Origin of the sequence: Streptosporangium sp. NPDC001559, assembly GCF_042893955.1 — a bacterium.
In the GTDB taxonomy this organism is placed as follows: domain Bacteria; phylum Actinomycetota; class Actinomycetes; order Streptosporangiales; family Streptosporangiaceae; genus Streptosporangium.
In genome coordinates this window covers 384,748-400,629 of record NZ_JBIAVG010000002.1, presented here as the reverse complement: position 1 = coordinate 400,629, position 15,882 = coordinate 384,748, and the positions used below count along the sequence as shown (strand labels likewise).

The 15,882-nt window shown below is 71.9% G+C and carries 13 protein-coding genes; 1 reads left to right on the top strand and 12 read right to left on the bottom strand.

All coding sequences use genetic code 11. The features are described 5' to 3' along the window. Positions 1-91 precede the first annotated feature (91 nt). Positions 92-550 carry a pyridoxamine 5'-phosphate oxidase family protein gene (locus ACFYY8_RS05820; protein ID WP_390037547.1) on the top strand — a complete coding sequence of 153 codons (459 nt, stop codon included), beginning with the start codon at positions 92-94 and terminating at the stop codon, positions 548-550. A gap of 44 nt (positions 551-594) precedes the next feature. Here ACFYY8_RS05820 and ACFYY8_RS05815 read toward each other — a convergent pair whose 3' ends face one another. The 12 genes from ACFYY8_RS05815 to ACFYY8_RS05760 form a co-directional block, all read right to left on the bottom strand. Then, a complete protein-coding gene (locus tag ACFYY8_RS05815) occupies positions 595-1,062 on the bottom strand; it encodes a PaaI family thioesterase (protein WP_390037545.1) in 468 nt (155 codons plus the stop codon). Continuing rightward, on the bottom strand, positions 1,059-2,735 hold the full coding sequence (locus ACFYY8_RS05810) for a polyketide synthase (RefSeq protein ID WP_390037543.1): 1,677 nt from the start codon (positions 2,733-2,735) through the stop codon (positions 1,059-1,061). Before ACFYY8_RS05810 ends, ACFYY8_RS05815 begins: the two co-directional genes overlap by 4 nt. Before the next feature lie 2 nt (positions 2,736-2,737). Then, positions 2,738-3,823, bottom strand: a complete 1,086-nt coding sequence (locus ACFYY8_RS05805; protein WP_390037541.1) for a branched-chain amino acid aminotransferase — start codon at positions 3,821-3,823, stop codon at positions 2,738-2,740. Positions 3,824-3,847: 24 nt separating this feature from the next. Further along, on the bottom strand, positions 3,848-5,092 hold the full coding sequence (locus ACFYY8_RS05800) for a beta-ketoacyl-[acyl-carrier-protein] synthase family protein (RefSeq protein ID WP_390037539.1): 1,245 nt from the start codon (positions 5,090-5,092) through the stop codon (positions 3,848-3,850). After that, a complete protein-coding gene (locus ACFYY8_RS05795; protein ID WP_390037537.1) occupies positions 5,085-7,163 on the bottom strand; it encodes an FAD-dependent oxidoreductase in 2,079 nt (692 codons plus the stop codon). The genes ACFYY8_RS05800 and ACFYY8_RS05795 overlap by 8 nt, the downstream gene beginning before the upstream one ends. Beyond that, positions 7,156-7,959, bottom strand: coding sequence for an SDR family oxidoreductase (locus tag ACFYY8_RS05790; RefSeq protein WP_390037535.1), 804 nt, complete (start codon positions 7,957-7,959; stop codon positions 7,156-7,158). Before ACFYY8_RS05790 ends, ACFYY8_RS05795 begins: the two co-directional genes overlap by 8 nt. Then, positions 7,956-9,101: an acyl-CoA dehydrogenase family protein gene (locus ACFYY8_RS05785; protein WP_390037533.1), complete on the bottom strand. Its 1,146-nt coding sequence runs from the start codon at positions 9,099-9,101 to the stop codon at positions 7,956-7,958. The genes ACFYY8_RS05790 and ACFYY8_RS05785 overlap by 4 nt, the downstream gene beginning before the upstream one ends. Further along, the gene (gene aroA / locus ACFYY8_RS05780; RefSeq protein WP_390037531.1) at positions 9,101-12,073 is read right to left on the bottom strand and encodes a 3-phosphoshikimate 1-carboxyvinyltransferase; all 2,973 of its coding nucleotides are present in this window, start codon (positions 12,071-12,073) and stop codon (positions 9,101-9,103) included. The genes ACFYY8_RS05785 and aroA overlap by 1 nt, the downstream gene beginning before the upstream one ends. 76 nt (positions 12,074-12,149) lie before the next feature. Further along, positions 12,150-12,968 carry an enoyl-ACP reductase FabI gene (fabI, locus tag ACFYY8_RS05775; RefSeq protein ID WP_362916858.1) on the bottom strand — a complete coding sequence of 273 codons (819 nt, stop codon included), beginning with the start codon at positions 12,966-12,968 and terminating at the stop codon, positions 12,150-12,152. Between the two features lie 64 nt (positions 12,969-13,032). Continuing rightward, complete coding sequence (locus ACFYY8_RS05770; RefSeq protein WP_390037528.1) at positions 13,033-13,308, bottom strand: acyl carrier protein; 276 nt, start codon at positions 13,306-13,308, stop codon at positions 13,033-13,035. Between the two features lie 36 nt (positions 13,309-13,344). Then, on the bottom strand, positions 13,345-14,493 hold the full coding sequence (locus ACFYY8_RS05765) for a radical SAM protein (protein ID WP_390037526.1): 1,149 nt from the start codon (positions 14,491-14,493) through the stop codon (positions 13,345-13,347). A 2-nt stretch (positions 14,494-14,495) separates the two neighbouring features. Further along, entirely contained in the window at positions 14,496-15,143 is a 648-nt protein-coding gene (locus tag ACFYY8_RS05760) for a Phenylacetic acid catabolic protein (RefSeq protein WP_390037524.1), read from the bottom strand. Positions 15,144-15,882 lie beyond the last annotated feature (739 nt).

Here is a 15,882-nt window from a genome sequence, read left to right as displayed (position 1 = left end):
CACCGTTCCCGGGACCTTCGGCCCTCGTACCGTCCCGGCCCCCACGGTGCGATGGGTTCGGACACCGTCCGCCTCTCACCGGGAGACCCCCATGACCGAACGCACGACGACACCGGACGACCTGGACCGCGGGCCGGACAGGCGGCGTGAGGAGCCGGACAGGCTCGGCCCCGAGGAGTGCATGCGGCTGATCGCCCCCGGCGGCGTCGGCAGGGTGGCCTTCGACGAGCCCGAGGGACCGGCCGTCCTGCCGGTCAACTACGCGGTGCACAACGGCGTGGTCGTCTTCCGCACCGCCTTCGGCGGCCCGCTCGACGACGGGCTGCGCACCGGTGTGCGGGGCGCCGAGTTCAAGGTGGCCTTCGAGGTCGACCGGATCGACGAGACGGCCAGGGAGGGCTGGAGCGTGCTCATCCGGGGCGCCGCCCACCACGTCGAGGCCGGTGAGGAGCCCTCCTCGGACGTCGAGCCCTGGGCGGGCGGCGACCGCGGGCTGTACGTCACGATCACCCCGGCCGAGATCAGCGGGCGCCGCGTCCGGCACGGCTGACCCGGCCCGCCTTCCACGTCAGGGGCCGCCGCGGCGGCCGCACCTCAGGGGCCGGGGCTGAGCACCTGGCGGGAGGGCAGTGCGAACTGCATGGTCGTCACGGCGACCAGCCCGCCCTCGGCGTCGCTGATCCGCCCGTTCGCCACCGCCGTCCGGCGGCCCAGTCTGACCACCTCGACGACGACCGTGAGCGGACCGGGCTCCGCCGCTTCGAGCAGGCTGACGCTGCCGTGCGTCAGCACCCCGGTCAGCACCCTGCCCGCGTAGGCGTTTATCGCCAGGAAGGACGACAGGTCGGCCGCCTTGAAGATCGCCGGGCCGGACAGGGTGCCGCCCGGCCTGCACTCCAGTCCCTCCGGTCCCGCCGTGACGACCACCCGGTACGGCGAGACCTCGCTCACCCACAGCCCGGAGTCCGGCCAGAACTCCGTGACCAGCCCGCGCACCTCGTCGAGTGAGAGACGCGGGCTCAGGGGCGCGTGCTCCCCCACTCGTTCCTGTGACGGTGTCATGCCTGTCCCCTGTCCCTCTCGACGACGTGCCGGACGTGCTGCCAGGGATAGGACGGCAGCGACGCGACGACGCGCGCGGCGTCCGGGGCGGGCCACGGCGGCGGCTCGTCCTCGGCGAGCGGGCGCACGGCCGGATGGTCGAGGCCGTGCGCGAGCGCCTCGGCGGCCTCGCACGCCGCCGCCGCCGAGTCCGCGCCGATCCACACCGTGCGGGCGTGGCGTGTCCTGCCGTGGGTCGCGGTGTGGGCGAAGGCCGGGTAGCCGTCCTCCGCGAGCCCCGCCAGGTGCTTGCCGTACCGTCCGGCGAGTTCCCCGAGCGCGGCCGGGGTGCGGGCGGAGATCGTGAACCCGGGCACGGGACCGGTGTCCCGGGCGGGGACCGGTTCGGGGGCGGGTGCCGCGGAGAGCACCGCGTAGGCGTTGGTTCCGCTCATGCCGTACGAGCAGACCGAGGCCCGCCCGCCCGCCTCGGGGCCCCAGGGCAGGGCCCGTCCCGGGATGACCACGCCGGTCCCCGCCAGGTCGATGCGCGGGTTGAGCGTCTCGAAGCCCGCCTGCGGGGGGATCAGCCGGTTCTCCAGGCACAGGACGGCCTTGACCAGCCCCATCACTCCGGCGGCGGACTCGGTGTGGCCGAGGTTGGCCTTGACCGAGCCGACGTGGAGGACTCCTCCGCCGGTGCGCAGCGCGGTGGTCACGGCCCGCATCTCGACCGGGTCGCCGAGCTGGGTTCCGGTGCCGTGCGCCTCGTGGTAGCCGATGTCCGCGCCGGTCAGGCCGATCCTGGCCAGCAGCGACCCGATGAGCCTGGCCTGGGAGTCGCCGTTGGGGGCGGTGAAGGTGGCCGAGCGGCCGTCCTGGTTGATCGCGCTGCCGTCGATCACCGCGTGGACGCGGTCACGGTCGCGGAGCGCGTCGTCCAGCCGTTTGAGGACGACCGCCCCGCACGCCTCACCGCGCACGAACCCGTTCGCGGCCGCGTCGAACGGCCGGGAGACACCGTCCGGGGACAGCGCCCCGGTCCTGCCGACCTCCCGGGTCGTGCGGGGGGACAGGACCAGGTTGACCCCGGCGGCGACGGCCAGGTCGCAGTCGCCCGCGGTGAGGGCCCGGCAGGCGGTGTGGATCGCGACGAGGGAGGAGGAGCAGGCGGTGTCCATGGCGACGGCGGGGCCGCCCAGGCCCAGCGTGTGCGCGATCCGCCCGGCGGAGAAGCTGTGCCCGTTGCCGACCGTCCAGTACGAGTTGGGCTCCCCTGACAGCCAGTGCCGGTAGTCCTGGCCGGTTATGCCCACGAACACACCGGTCGCCTCCGCCCCGGCGCCCGGCGGTGTGCCCGCGTCCTCGAACGCCTCCCAGACGACTTCGAGCAACAGCCTGTGCTGGGGGTCCACCGTGCGGGCCTCACGCGGCGACATGCCGAAGAACCGTGCGTCGAAATCGAAGGGATTGTCCAGGTAACCACCCCGGGTCACCACGTCATCCCATTCGGTGCCGAAGGCCTCGCGACGGTCGGCCGGTAAGTCACCGGTCAGGTCGCGGGCCCGAACAATGGCGTCCCAATATGACGCGGTGTCCGTCACCCCACCCGGCGCGCGTATTCCGATCCCGATGACGGCGACACGCCCTGACGGCGTATTCTCCGTTTCCCGGTCCGATAAGGCGGACGCCACCGTTAAATCACCCGGCGAAGCCAGTTGCGGGTGTCGGGGGCCAGGCCGTACTGAATGTTCAGAATGTGATTCCTCATACTCGTCGTCACTTCACCGGGAACGCCGCCGCCGACGGTCTGCTCGTATTCTCTTCCCTTGAATCCGAGAATCGGATTGATGACCGCGGCGGTTCCCGAGGCGAACAGCTCGGTGATCGCCCCGCTCGCGCAGCCCTCACGCAGCTCGGCCAGGCTGACCTGCCGCTGCGTCGGCTTCAGGCCGTGCTCGTCGGCCAGTTCGAGCACGCTGTTCCTGGTGACGCCGTCGAGGATCGTGCCCAGGCCCGGCGTGACCAGCTCCCCGTCCGCGGTGACCAGGAAGAGGTTCATCGTGCCCGACTCCTCCAGGTAGCGCTCCTCGTCGTCACTGAGGTAGAGCACCTGGTCGCAGCCCTGCTCCTGGGCCTCGACCTGGGCGGCGAGGCTGGAGGCGTAGTTGCCGCCGCACTTGGCGGCGCCGGTGCCGCCCTTGCCCGCCCGCGCGTAGTTCTCGCTGACCCACAGCTTGACGCCGCTGAGACCGGAGGAGAAGTAGGAGGCGGCGGGGCAGGCGATGACACCGTAGGTGACGTGCGCGGCCGGGCGCACCCCGAGGAAGGCCTCGGAGCCGAACATGAACGGCCGGAGGTACAGGCTCCGCCCGCCCTCGTACGGCGGCACCCACGCCTCGTCCGCGCGCACCAGCGCCTCGACGCTCGCCACGAAGAGCTCCTCGGACAGCACGGGGAGGGCCAGTCTCCTGGCCGAGTTCACGAAACGGCGCGCGTTCAGGTCGGGCCGGAAGAGCCAGATGCTCCCGTCGTCGTGCCTGAATGCCTTTAGGCCCTCGAAAATCTCCTGTGCGTAATGCAGGACGGCCGCGCCCGGGTGCATTGGAATTGGTTCGAGAGCGGTTACCCGAAAGTCATGCCAGCCGGTCTCCCTCGTCCACGTCGCGGAGGCCATGTGGTCGGTGAAGAAACGGCCGAAACCCGGAGCAGCGAGGATTTCCTCCCGCTCGGCCGCGGGAAGGGGATGTGTTGTGCGAAGGAGCTGGAAACCATCGTTCATGAATGCCTCCTGTCGGGTGTCGACTTATTCTAGGCCGCTGAACACGGCCACGCAGTTCTGCCCCCCGAACCCGAAGGCGTTGGTGGCCGCGACGCGGACCGGTGTCCGCCGCGCGGCGCCTGGCACGTAGTCGAGGTCGCAGGCGGGGTCGGGCACCTCCAGGTTGATGGTCGGCGGCACGACCCCGTCGCGGATCGCCATCGCGCACACCATCGCCCCCAGGGAACCCGCCGCCCCGATGAGGTGGCCGACCATCGACTTGGGGGCGCTGACGGCGACCCGGTCCGCGGCCGAGCCGAGTGCCGTACGGATGGCCCTGGTCTCGGTCGCGTCGTTGGCCGCGGTCGAGGTGCCGTGCGCGCAGACGTAGTCGAGGTCCCCCGGCTGGACCCCCGCGCGCCGCAGCGCCTGGCCGATCGCCTCCGCCGCGTGCCCGCCGTACGGGTCGGGCGCGCTGATGTGGAAGGCGTCGCAGGTCAGCGCCCCGCCCGCGACGGCGGCGTACGGTGTGACCCCGCGTCCGGCGGCGTGCTCGGCCGACTCGACGACCATGATCACCGCCCCCTCCCCGAACACGAACCCGTCCCGGTCGGCGGAGAAGGGCCTGCTGGCGCCCCGAGGGTCGTCGTTGCGCTCCGACATCGCGCCCATGCCGACCAGGCCCGCGAACATCACCGGGGTGATCGCGGCGTCCGTCCCCCCGCAGACGACCGCGTCCGCCTCACCGGAGAGGATGAGGCGCCGCGCGTCGAGCAGGGCGTACAGGCCGCTGGCGCAGGCCAGCGCGCTGGCGTTGACCGGGCCGTGCGCGCCGAGGTCGATGGCCGTCTCGCAGGCGGGCATGTTCGTCAGCGAGGACGGGACGAAGTAGCTGTTGGGCGTGACCGGCGAGGAGGACAGCAACCCCCTGGTCGCCGTCTCGACCGTGTCGAACCCGGCGACGGCGGCGTTGACCACCACCCCGACCCTGGCGGCGTTGTCCTGGCCGATCTCCAGTTTCGCGTCGGCGACGGCCTCGCGCGCCGCGGCGACCGCGAACTGGGAGAAGCGGGCCGAGCGGCGAACCCGTTTGGCGTCGAGGTAGGCGGCCGGGTCGAAGCCCTTGACCTCCGCCGCGATCCTGGTCGGCAGCCCGCTCGCGTCGAACGCGGTGACGGGACCGACGCCGGAGCGCCCGGCCAGCAGGTTGCGCCAGGTCTCCTCCCTGCCGATGCCGACCGGGGTGACCGCGCCGATCCCGGTTATCACCACCTCGTGCCCGTTACCCATTGACAGTCCCTCCACGGTTTCCCGGACCGGCGGGCTCAAGCGCGCCCGGTCCCCGCTCGTCGAACTCGGCCGCGGCGGCGAACCCCTCGGCGAAGGCCCGCACCGCGTCGAGCCCTTCGGCGTCTCTCGCCCCACCGGCGAGGCGGTGCCACACCCCGGCGTCCCCGGCGAGCGCGGGGACCGCCCGGTCGGCGACCTGGCCCGCGGCGACGACGACCGTCTCGGCCTCGACGAGCCGTTCGGCGGCGTCCGGCCCGGCGATCCACACCCCGGCCCGGGTGATCCGCAGACAGGCCGTCTCGCGCAGGACGCGCACGCCCTGTTCGCGCAGCTCCGCCAGCACCGTCCACCGGGTCGACCTGCCGGTGCGCCCGGCGGTGCGGGCGCCGCGCTGCACGAGGGTGACCTCGGTCCGCGCGGTGACCGGCACGGGACCGGCGGCCAGGCCGTGACGGCGCAGGAAGCGCTCGTCCTCCCCCAGCGGGCCGTGGCCTCTGCTGAGGAGGTGGGCCAGGTCGGCGGCGACGCCGCCACCGCCGATGATCGCGACCCGCCCTTCCAGGCCCTCCCGGGAAAGGCGGGCGAACGCCTCGGGGTAGGTGAGCACGTTCGGCAGGTCGGCGCCGGGGACGTCCACCCGGCGGGGGCGGGTGCCGCTGGCGACGATCACGCCGTCGTGGGAGCGCAGCAGGCCGAGGTCGGCGGCGCCGATCGCGTGGCCGAGGTGGACGCGGACGCCGAGCCGGGCCAGTTCCGCGGCGAAGTAGGCGATCGTCTCGCCGTAGTCGGCCTTGCCCGGCACCTCACGCGCCATGCGGAACTGACCGCCGAGGGCGTCTGCCGCCTCGTAGAGCTCGACCCGGTGCCCGGCCAGCGCCGCCCTCCTGGCCGCCTGCAGCCCGGCGGGCCCGCCGCCGACGACCGCGACGGCGCGGGACCGTACCGGGCGGACGGACCACCGGGGGACGGACTCCCGGCCCGCCCTGGGGTTGACCATGCACGACACCTCACGCTCGGTCAGCGAGTGGTCGATGCACGCCTGGTTGCAGGCCAGGCAGACGTTCACCGGCCGGCCCCGCCGCGCGGCGGCGACCAGACCGGCGTCGGCGAGGAAGGGTCGGGCCATGGAGACCAGGTCGACGGGGGTCCCCGCGAGGATCGCCTCCGCGGTCTCCAGACGGTTCACCCGGTTGCCCGCGATGACCGGAAGGTCGCCGACGGCCTCCTTCACCCGGACGGCGAACGGCGTCCACACCCCGGGCGGCACGACGGCCTGCACACTGGGCACCGGCGACTCGTGCCAGCCGACGCCGACGTTGAGCGCGTCCGCCCCGGCCGCGGCGAGCGCTCGGGCGAAGGCCAGGACGTCCTCCTGCGGGGTGCCGCCGTCCATCAGGTCGATCCCGGTGAAGCGGACGACGACCGGGAAGTCCTCCCCCACTGCCGTGCGGACCGCCCGGGTCACCTCGGCACCGAAACGCCCGCGCCGTACGGCGTCGCCGCCCCACTCGTCGTCGCGGAGGTTGGTGAGCGGCGAGAGGAACTGGTCGACCAGGTACCCCTCGGACCCCATCACCTCGACGGCGTCGAACCCGAGGTCACGCGCGAGGGCGGCGCCGCGTGCGAAGTCCTCGACGGCCCCGAGGACCCGCTCCGGGGTCATGGCGTACGGCTCGCGCCCCGAGAAGCGGCTGTGCACGGCGGACGGCGCGACCGGCGGCGGCCCGGAGGGCGCGGGCCGCGCGTAACGGCCCGCGTGGAACAGCTGCAGCGCGATCAGGCCGCCCTCCTGGTGCACCCGCCGGGTGACCCGCCGCAGCCGGACGTGGAAGGCGGCGTCGCCGAGCACGCCGTACCCGGGGCCTCCCGCGCCCTCGGCGCTCACCGCCGCGCCGCCGGTGACCATCAGTCCGGCGCCGCCCCTGGCCCGTTCGGCGTAGAACGCGGCCAGCGCGGCGCCGCCGTCGTCGCGCGCCTCGAAGCCGAGGTGCATCGCGCCCATGACGACGCGGTGCGGGAGTTCGAGCCGCCCGATCCGCCCCGGGGACAGGACGTGCCGCAGGTCAGTCATCCCAGGCCAGCGGGGGCGTCAGGTCCTCGTGGAAGGGCGGCGCGATCACCGACAGGCCGCCGTCGACCACGAGGGTCTGCCCGGTGACGTACTCGGAGGCGGGCGAGAGCAGGAACGCGACGCAGTCGGCGACCTCCCGCGCGGTTCCCATCCGCGCCTTGGGGATCTTGGACAGCACTCCGGGCAGCGGCGCCATACCGGGGATGTTGTAGAAGTACTCCGAGGAGTCGGACTCGATGATGCCGCCGTTGACCGCGTTGACGTTGACGCCCTTCGGCGCGAACTCCACCGCCATGTAGCGCACCCACGCCTCGATCGCCGCCTTGGCCGCGCCGAGGTTGGCGTAGGTCGGGTAGGCGCGGATGCTGCCGTAGCTGGACAGCGCGACGATCCGCCCGCCGCCGGTCATCAGCCGTACGGCGTGCTGCGCGCCGAGCACGAAGGAGCGCACGTTCATCGCGTAGGAGCGGTCGAGGTGGTGCTGCCTGAGGTCGGCGATGTTCTTGAACGCGCTGGCCGCCGCGTTGCACACGAAGTGGTCCAGCCTGCCGAAGGTCTCGCCGACCGTGCCGAAGAGCCTGTCGATCTCCTCCGGCTGCTCGACGTCGGCCCGCACGGCCAGCGCCCTGCCGCCCGCCTGCTCGATCTCCTTGCAGGTCTGCTCGGCCAGGGCGGTGTTCTTCTTGTAGTTGACCACGACGGTCGCGCCGCCGGCGGCGAGCGTGAGCGCCAGGGCCCTCCCGATGCCGCGCGAGCTTCCCGTGATCACAGCGATCTTGTCCTGATAAATGCTCAATTTCCCGCCTTCAGCACGTCCCTGGCGATCACGGTCTTCTGGATCTCGTTGGTGCCCTCCTCGAACCGCTGGGCCCGGGCGTCCCGGTAGACCCGTTCGATGGGGCTCGACTCCCAGTACCCGATGCCGCCGTGCACCTGCAGCGCCTTGTCGGTGACCCTGGTCAGCATGTCGACCGCGGTGAGCTTGGCCATCGACGACAGCGTGCCCGCCCGTTCGTCGCCGTCCTCCCACCGGCGGGCCGCGTACAGGGTGAGCTGGCGGGCCGCCTCGATGTCGGCGGCGTTCTCGGCGAGGGCGAACGCGATCGCCTGCCGGGCGGCGAGGGGTTTGCCGAAGGTATGACGTTCCCGCGCGTGCTCGGCCGCCAGTTCCTGCGCCCTCCTCGCCAGCCCGACGCAGGTCGTCGCGACCGCGATCCTGCTGGGGGTGAGGAATCCGCCGAGCGCGACCTCCAGGCCCTGGCCCTCCTCGCCGAGCCGGTTGGCGACCGGGACCGGCGTGCGGTCGAAGGTCAGCCTGGCGTGGTCGGTGCCGCGCACGCCCATGGTGTCCGGCATGGCCTCGACCGTCACGCCCGGCGCCCCGCGCTCGACCAGCAGCGCGACCGTGCCCTCCTTGCCCGCGGTGCCCTCAAGGCGCGCGAACAGCAGCCAGTAGTCGCAGCTCACCCCGAAGGTGATCAGATGCTTCCTGCCGGACAGGAAGTAGGTGTCCCCCTGCCTGGTCACACCGGCGCGCAGGTCGGCTCCGGTTCCCGCGTCCGGTTCGGTCAGCGTGAAGGCGACCCTGATGTCCCCGGCGATCTGCGGCAGCACGAACTCCTTGCGCTGCTCGTCGGTGGCGAAACGGTCCATGGACCGCCACACGCCGTTGCACACGTGCACGATCATCCGCACCGAGGCGTGCGACATGGAGATCAGTTCGAGGACCTCCAGGTAGCGGGAGAAGGGGACGCCGTGCCCGCCGTACTCCACCGGCGCGGCCAGGCGCAGGAAGCCGCGTTCGCGCAGGTCCTCCCAGAGCCGCGCGGGGACGGCGCGGGTCCGTTCGATCTCGGCCGCGTACTCCTCGCCCGGGCCGCGGACGAACGCCTCGGCCTCCCTGAGCAACGCCGGGAAGGCGCTCTCACCGCTCCACATCACCCATGCACCTCACTGTCGACACCGTCCAGCTGTCTCGCCCGTTCGCGCAGCAGGAACTTCTGCACCTTGCCCGCGGGGTTGCGGGGCAGTTCCCCGACGAGTTCAAGGCGTTCCGGCCAGTACTGCTTGGCCACCCGGCGTTCGTCGAGGAAGCGCCGCATCTCGTCGAGGTCCATCTCGCCGGTCGCCACGACGTAGGCGCAGGCCCGTTCGCCGAGCCGTTCGTCGGGCATCGCGACGATCGCCACGTCGCCGATCGCCGGGTGGGTGTGCAGCAGCTGCTCGATCTCGGCGACGGGCACCTTCTCCCCGCCCCGGTTGATCACGTCCTTGACCCGCCCGGTGATCCGGACGAACCCGGCCTCGTCGATCACGGCGAGGTCGCCGCTGCGGTACCACCCGTCGGGGGTCATGGCCTGCGCGGTCTGCTCCGGCTCGTCGAGGTAACCCTCGAACAGGCATCTGCCGGTGACCTCGAAGTTGCCCTCCTGGCCGGGGCCGAGGACCTCGCCCGCGTCGTCGGTGACCCGGACGCGCACCCCGGTCAGGGCCCGTCCGTCGGTCCCCCACACCAGGGCCTCCTCGTCACCGGGCGCCGACAGGGTGCCCAGACCGGTCTCGGTCGTGCCCCACGCGCCGCACACCGCGGCGCCCAGCGCCCGGGTGGCCCGCTCCGCCAGCGCGCGCGGGACCGCGGCGCCGGTCGCCACGAAGATCCGCAGTGCCTCCGGGCGTCGTCCGGTCTCCTCGACCGCGCCCAGCAGGTCGCCGAGGAACGGGGTCGCCGCCTGGGTGAAGGTGCACTCCCAGCGGCGCAGCGCGTCCAGCGCGGCCCGGCCGTCCCAGACGGGTTGCAGGACCTGCGGGACGCCCAGCGCCATCGCCAGCCACATGCCGTAGAGGAACCCGGTCTGGTGGGCCAGCGGGGAGGGGACGAAGACCCGGTCCTGCCGGGTGAGGCCCAGGTGCCTGACCTCCATCATGGCGGCCCTGGTCAGCGCGTCCATCCGGTGCAGCACCCCCTTGGGCGTGCCGGAGGTGCCCGAGGTGAACAGCAGCTGTGCCAGCGCGGTCGGCGCGGGCCCGCGCGCGTCGATCGCGGCGCGGTCCGGGGAACGCCCGGCCGTCGCCTCCTCGAAGCGGTGCCACCCGGTCGTGCCCGTGCCGTACGGCAGGGGCCCCTCGCCACCGGCCACCACGACGTGGTCGAGCCGTGGCGCGTCCGGCAGCGCGAGCAGCCCGGCGACCTCGGCGGCGTGGTCGCGCCCCCGGAACCGCTCCGCGACGACGAGGACCCTCGCCCGGGAGGCGCCCAGCATGAAGGACATCTCCCGCTCGCGGAAGATCGGCATGAGCGGGCAGCACAGCGCCCCGACGCGGGCCGTCGCCAGGGCCAGGACGGGGAACTCCGCCCAGTTCGGCAGCTGCCAGGCGACCGGCTCGCCCGGTTCGACACCGAGGTCGAGCAGCAGCGCGGCGGCGGCGTCGGCGCGCTCGTCGAGCTCCCGCCAGGTGAGGACGCGCTCCCCGCGACCCTCCGAGGCGGTCTCGACCACGGCGACGTCGTCCGGCCGCTCCCCTGCCCTGCGGCGCACGAGCGCGCCGACGGTCGTGGCGGCCGTCCTGCCGGGATCGACCCGCGGAGTCCGTGTCTCCCGGGGCCCCCGATCCGGGGCCTGCACCGACATGGACATGCCGATCGTGTTCATCTCGTTGAGGAAGCGGGGGTAGGAGATCCGGTAGGCGTTGGGGTAGGTCAGCCTGCTCTCCCCGTCGGCCCTCGACGCGGCCACCGCCAGCGCCATCAGCACCCGGTGGTCGTTGAAGGAGGACAGGTCGGCCGCGGCGAGGCCCTCCACCCCGTGGCAGACCAGCCGTTCGCCGCGCAGCCCGAGCCGCGCCCCCATCCGGTTGAGCTGCAGCATCGCGGTCACCCGGTCGGACTCCTTGAGCCGCACGTGGGCCACGTTCTCCAGCACCGAGGTGCCCTCGGCGTGGCAGGCGAGGGCGCTCAGCACCGGCAGCGCGTCCGGGACCGTGCGGCAGTCGACCGTGACGGGGGAAAGGCGCAGCCCGTCGTGGCGCACCCGCACGAAGCCGCTGTCCGGGTCGCGGAGCAACGGCACCCCCATGCGGGTGAGGATGTCCAGCAGGTCCGCCTCCGGGTGGTCGGTCTCCGCGGCGCTCGTCGTGCGCAGGCCGCGCAGCAGCACGTCCGACGGGTGCAGCGCGGTGGCCGCGATCCCGAAGGCGGCCGAGCCGATGTCCGGCGGCAGGGTGACCGTCGCGGGACGAGCCCGCTGGCCCGGTTCGACGGCGAAGGCGCGGCCGTCGTCGCCGACCTCGACGGTCAGGCCGAAGGTCCGCATCATCGACACGGTCAGGTCCACGTAGGAGCGTTCGTTGAACGGCCCGGTGACCTCGATGAGGCTGGGGCCCGTCGCGAAGGGCGCCAGGAGCAGCAGGCCGGAGATCCACTGCGACAGCGTGCCCGGAACGCTCACCCGCCCTCCCGAGGGGCGGTGCGGCAGGACCGAGATGGGCGGGCAGCCCGTCGGCGCCTCGACGGTCACGCCGAGCGCGGCGAGCGCGTCGAGCAGCGGCCTGATCGGCCTGCGCCGGAAGTAGCGCTGTCCGGTGATCGTGACGGGCGCCTCGGCCAGGCAGGCCAGCGGGGTCAGGAAGTACAGGGTGGTGCCCGAGCTGCCGACCGAGACCACGCCGTCCCTCGGCCGGTACGGCCCGCCCTCGACGACGAAGGTGTCCCCCTCCGCCCTGATGGACGTGCCGAGGCTCCGCAGCGCGGCGACGGTGTGCCGGACGTGCCCGGCGTCGGTCAGGCCGTGGATGCGGCTGGTCCCCGGCGCCAGGGAGGCCAGGATGAGGGCGCGGTGCGCGTGGTACTTCGAGACCGGGATGTCCAGCTCCCCGGTGAGCGGTCCGGCCGTTCCCTTGACGAGGAGACGCATGCCGACCTCCTTCAACCAGTCGTGGCGGCCGACGCCCCGCGACCGGTCGTCGGTGGCTTCGGCCCGTGCGCGGCGCTCACCGCCGTCCAGAGGGGGCCGCGGGGTCGGGGACGCCGACGCCGCCGGTCACCGCGTGCATGCCGCCGTCGGCGTACAGCACCTGGCCGGTCGTGTACCTGGCGAGGTCGGAGAGCAGGAACAGCACCGCGCCGACCACCCGCGACGGGTCGTTGCGGTCCCAGCCGAGCGGCGCCCACCGCTCGTAGTGGTCGGCCAGCCGCCCGAAGCTGCTCACCCCCGAGGCCGAGACGGTCTCGACCGGGCCCGCGGCGACCAGGTTCACCCGGATTCCCGACGGGCCGAGATAGAGGGCCAGATACTGGGCGACGGACTCAAGGGCCGTCTTGTAGACGCCCATCCAGTCGTAGCCGGGCAGCGCCCTGCCGGTGTCCACGGTCATCCCGGCGATCGCGCCGCCGTTCTCCGCCCGCGCGAGCACGGGGGCCAGGGCCTGGGCGAGCTGCTGCAGGGAGTAGGCGGAGACGCGGAAACCGTCGAGCGCGCTGGCCGCCGGGGTGGTCAGGAAACCGGAGCCGAGCGCGTCGGCGGGCGCGTGGGCGACGCTGTGCAGCACACCGTCGAGGCGGTCCCACTCCGCGGCCTCCTCGGCGACCGCCTGGAAGTGCGTGTCGTCGGTCATGTCCAGTTCGAGGACGTCCGCGGGCGACGGCAGCAGGGCCGCCGCCTTGCGGGTGACGCGCAGGGCACGCCCGAAGGAGGTGAGCACGACGTCCGCGCCCTGCGCCTGCAGCGCGGCGGCGACGTGCCAGGCGATGGACTCCTCGTTGAGCACTCCGGTGATGAGGTACTTCCTGCCCGTGAAAAGTCCGGACACCTGCATGTCTCCGTTCGGGGTTCTCGTTCTCCTGCGCGCCGCCGGTGTCCTCACCCGGTGACGGTCACCCCGCCTCGGCGGCCTCCTGTACGGCCGCGGCCCGCTCGGAGACGACGCGGTCGACCAGCTGGCCGAGCGTGATCCCGACCAGGTCGCGGCGCGGGATCACGACGCCGTAGTCGCGTTTGATCGACGTCATCAGGTCGGCGACGTCCAGGGAGTCGATGTCCAGCTCGTCGAACCTGGCGTCGGCGTTGAGCGCGTCCTCCTCGACCCCGAGGTCGACGAGCTCCTTGTTGATGAAGTCCCGGATGGCGGACGGGGCGGCCTCACTCGTCATGCCTGTCTTTCCCTTCTGTCTCTCACTGGGCCTGTCTCACTCGGCGGATGCGGATGCGGTACGGCGCGCGAAGTTCGGCGAGTGACGCTGCGACCAGTACCACTGCCGCCAGTAGGCCTCGGCCAGGCCGATCCACGTCTCCAGCCGCTCGGGGCTGTCCAGGAACCGGTTGAGGCTGACGACCAGCCAGGTGTAGACGGCCTGGCTGTCGCGGCAGCCGCCGCAGTCTCCCGAGGTGCAGCAGAACTGCAGCGTCTTGTAGTCGGCGCCGTAGACCGCGAACCCGTCGATGACCGGGTGGCCGTTGCCGACCCGCGCGGCGTGCTCGGGCAGTTCGACGCTGATGCTCGGGCAGACGTCGTAGCCGAACCGGCCTCCCCAGTGGGTGCGTCCGGTGATGAGGGTCTCGATGAAGTAGGGGTGGGAGACCACGGTCTCCGGGAACAGCTCCTTGACCCGCAGCGCCTCGGCCAGGGTTCTCTTCTCGTTCTCGATGCGCAGCGGATGGTCCGTGCCGTGCGCGCTGTAGAAGTTGAAGGTGACCTGGTTGCCGTTGTCGGCGATGGCCCGCACGGTCGGTTCGACGTAGCTCAGACCGTCCTCCGACAGCGCGAAGACGAACGTCACACGCGGGTCGTCCCGGTAGTGCCCGAGCGCCTTGTCGAAGAGGCCGGTGAACGTCGAGCCGTTGGGCCGGTGCGCGCGCAGGTCGTCGTCGAGCGGACCGCCGCCGAAGAGACTGATCGCGACGGCGACGTTCTCGAAGCCCTCCCTCGGCAGCGGGCGCAGCCCGTTGGTCGAGATGGTGATGTACGGCAGCAGCTCGACGAACGGCTGGACCCGGTTCAGCACCAGGGTCGGCTCGCCGCCGATCAGCGTGGCCTGGGTCACCCCCGAGGCGTCGAGCCGTTCGACGAACGCCCTGATCAGGCCGATGTCGGAGGTCTCGGGCACGGCGGCGTCGAAGCCGCCCTCGAAGTACCAGCACCCCTTGCAGCGGATGTTGCAGGTGGTGGTCAGGTGGACCTCGCAGGCGCGGACCCGGCGTCCCATCTCACGGATGGCCTGGACGCGTTCCGCGAGGTCCGGCCGGCCGGCGAGCAGTTCGCGCAGCCGTACCTTGGCGGCGCGCCGTTCCGGCTCCGGAGGGTTGTAGGGGGCGAGGGTGAGCGGAACCGTGGCCATGGTCAGCCCGCCTGGGTCGTCGGTACGCGCAACCCGAGGTTGATCGCGCGGGCCGAGACGGTCTTGACCCACTGGTCACGGGCCTCGGCGTTCGTGGTCTGACGCAGGCCGTACCTGATGGCCAGTTCGGCGCGTTTGGAGTTGGGGTTGCCGAAGACGCCGATGAAGGTGGGCCACAGCCGGTCGAGCGCGACCTGCAGCTGCTGTCTGCCCTCCTCGGTGGTGGCGAGGTTCCTGCACACCCGGGCGCCGTGGGCGATGTGCACCTTCTCGTCGAGGATGATGGTGCGCACCGCCTCCGCCCACGGTTTGTAGCTGCTCTCGGCGAACTCGCGGATCATCAGCAGCGCCGCCTCCTCGCCGATGTAGGAGAACACGCCCCGCTCGGCCCAGGTGGTGCAGGTGTGCAGTCCCTGGTCGGCGAACAGGTTGCGCTCGTCGAGCGACTGCTGCTCCATGTAGGTGGTGTCGACGCCGATCTCGGCGAGGATCCGCTTTCCGATCTTGTAGTGGTCGTACTCCTCGACCGCGCGTTCGGCGCAGACCTGGCGTTCCTCCGCGTTCGGCGCCAGCGGGAGGAAGACCATGGTGTAGTCGTCGCCGCCGGACAGCTCACCCTCTGTGTTGATCATGACCTGGCTGATCAGCATCTTCTGATAGTCGTCCGGCGCACGATGGAATTCTTCGGGTGTTCGCACCACAAGCAATTCGTCGTCCAGAACCGCGACTTTCCGGGTCACCGTCACCCTCCAATGCCGAAACAGGCCTGATGCTTTCTCCAGAAAAAGTACGCGAGCGGTAATTCTTATGACGCAGGAAACCGAACCGGCCAGCCGGTGTCCTCGCGGTCAACGGCCATAAAATTCTCTTACAGGCCTTTAGTCGGAGGAATGCTAACACACGGTCAAGACCGATACCAGGGAGCATCCATAACCGTCGCACGGTGCTCGATCCGTCACGGAATTCCGAATTCCATCCGGCCACTCTGGTAACACACGTTTCACAGGTAACACAAAAAAGTGCGGGATTCCGGGCCCCCTGGTTTCGGACGGTTTTTTATTCCAATATTCGGCTCCACCGTTTCCGGTTCGCCCGGGACCGGAATTCCCGCCCTGCGGATCCGGGCCCGGCGGGCGTCGGGTACGGCGGGGCGTCAGGCGCAGCGGCAGGCGCGCGATCGGGTTCGCCGGAACGGAGGAGGCCGGCGCAGGCGGGATAAGGATCCGCCATGATCTCCTGTGAGAGGGGGTCGAAATCGCCGTCGAGCGGCGCCGTGGTCATTACCCCTCCCTCCAGGACGGAAATGGTCCCCGTACCGACCGGCGCCCCTGCTCTCCGGGTGTCCCCGACCCGGCGGATTCCCTGCGGGCAGAAAGAAACGACAACCCG

Excerpts from the sequence above, each read along its gene's own strand:
- ACFYY8_RS05795 (WP_390037537.1), bottom strand. The coding sequence starts at position 7,163 with ATGACTGACCTGCGGCACGTCCTGTCCCCGGGGCGGATCGGGCGGCTC.
- ACFYY8_RS05785 (WP_390037533.1), bottom strand. The coding sequence starts at position 9,101 with ATGTGGAGCGGTGAGAGCGCCTTCCCGGCGTTGCTCAGGGAGGCCGAG.
- ACFYY8_RS05765 (WP_390037526.1), bottom strand. The coding sequence starts at position 14,493 with ATGGCCACGGTTCCGCTCACCCTCGCCCCCTACAACCCTCCGGAGCCG.
- ACFYY8_RS05805 (WP_390037541.1), bottom strand. The coding sequence starts at position 3,823 with ATGAACGATGGTTTCCAGCTCCTTCGCACAACACATCCCCTTCCCGCG.
- ACFYY8_RS05800 (WP_390037539.1), bottom strand. The coding sequence starts at position 5,092 with ATGGGTAACGGGCACGAGGTGGTGATAACCGGGATCGGCGCGGTCACC.
- aroA (WP_390037531.1), bottom strand. The coding sequence starts at position 12,073 with ATGCGTCTCCTCGTCAAGGGAACGGCCGGACCGCTCACCGGGGAGCTG.
- ACFYY8_RS05820 (WP_390037547.1), top strand. The coding sequence starts at position 92 with ATGACCGAACGCACGACGACACCGGACGACCTGGACCGCGGGCCGGAC.
- ACFYY8_RS05815 (WP_390037545.1), bottom strand. The coding sequence starts at position 1,062 with ATGACACCGTCACAGGAACGAGTGGGGGAGCACGCGCCCCTGAGCCCG.
- ACFYY8_RS05770 (WP_390037528.1), bottom strand. The coding sequence starts at position 13,308 with ATGACGAGTGAGGCCGCCCCGTCCGCCATCCGGGACTTCATCAACAAG.
- ACFYY8_RS05760 (WP_390037524.1), bottom strand. The coding sequence starts at position 15,143 with ATGCTGATCAGCCAGGTCATGATCAACACAGAGGGTGAGCTGTCCGGC.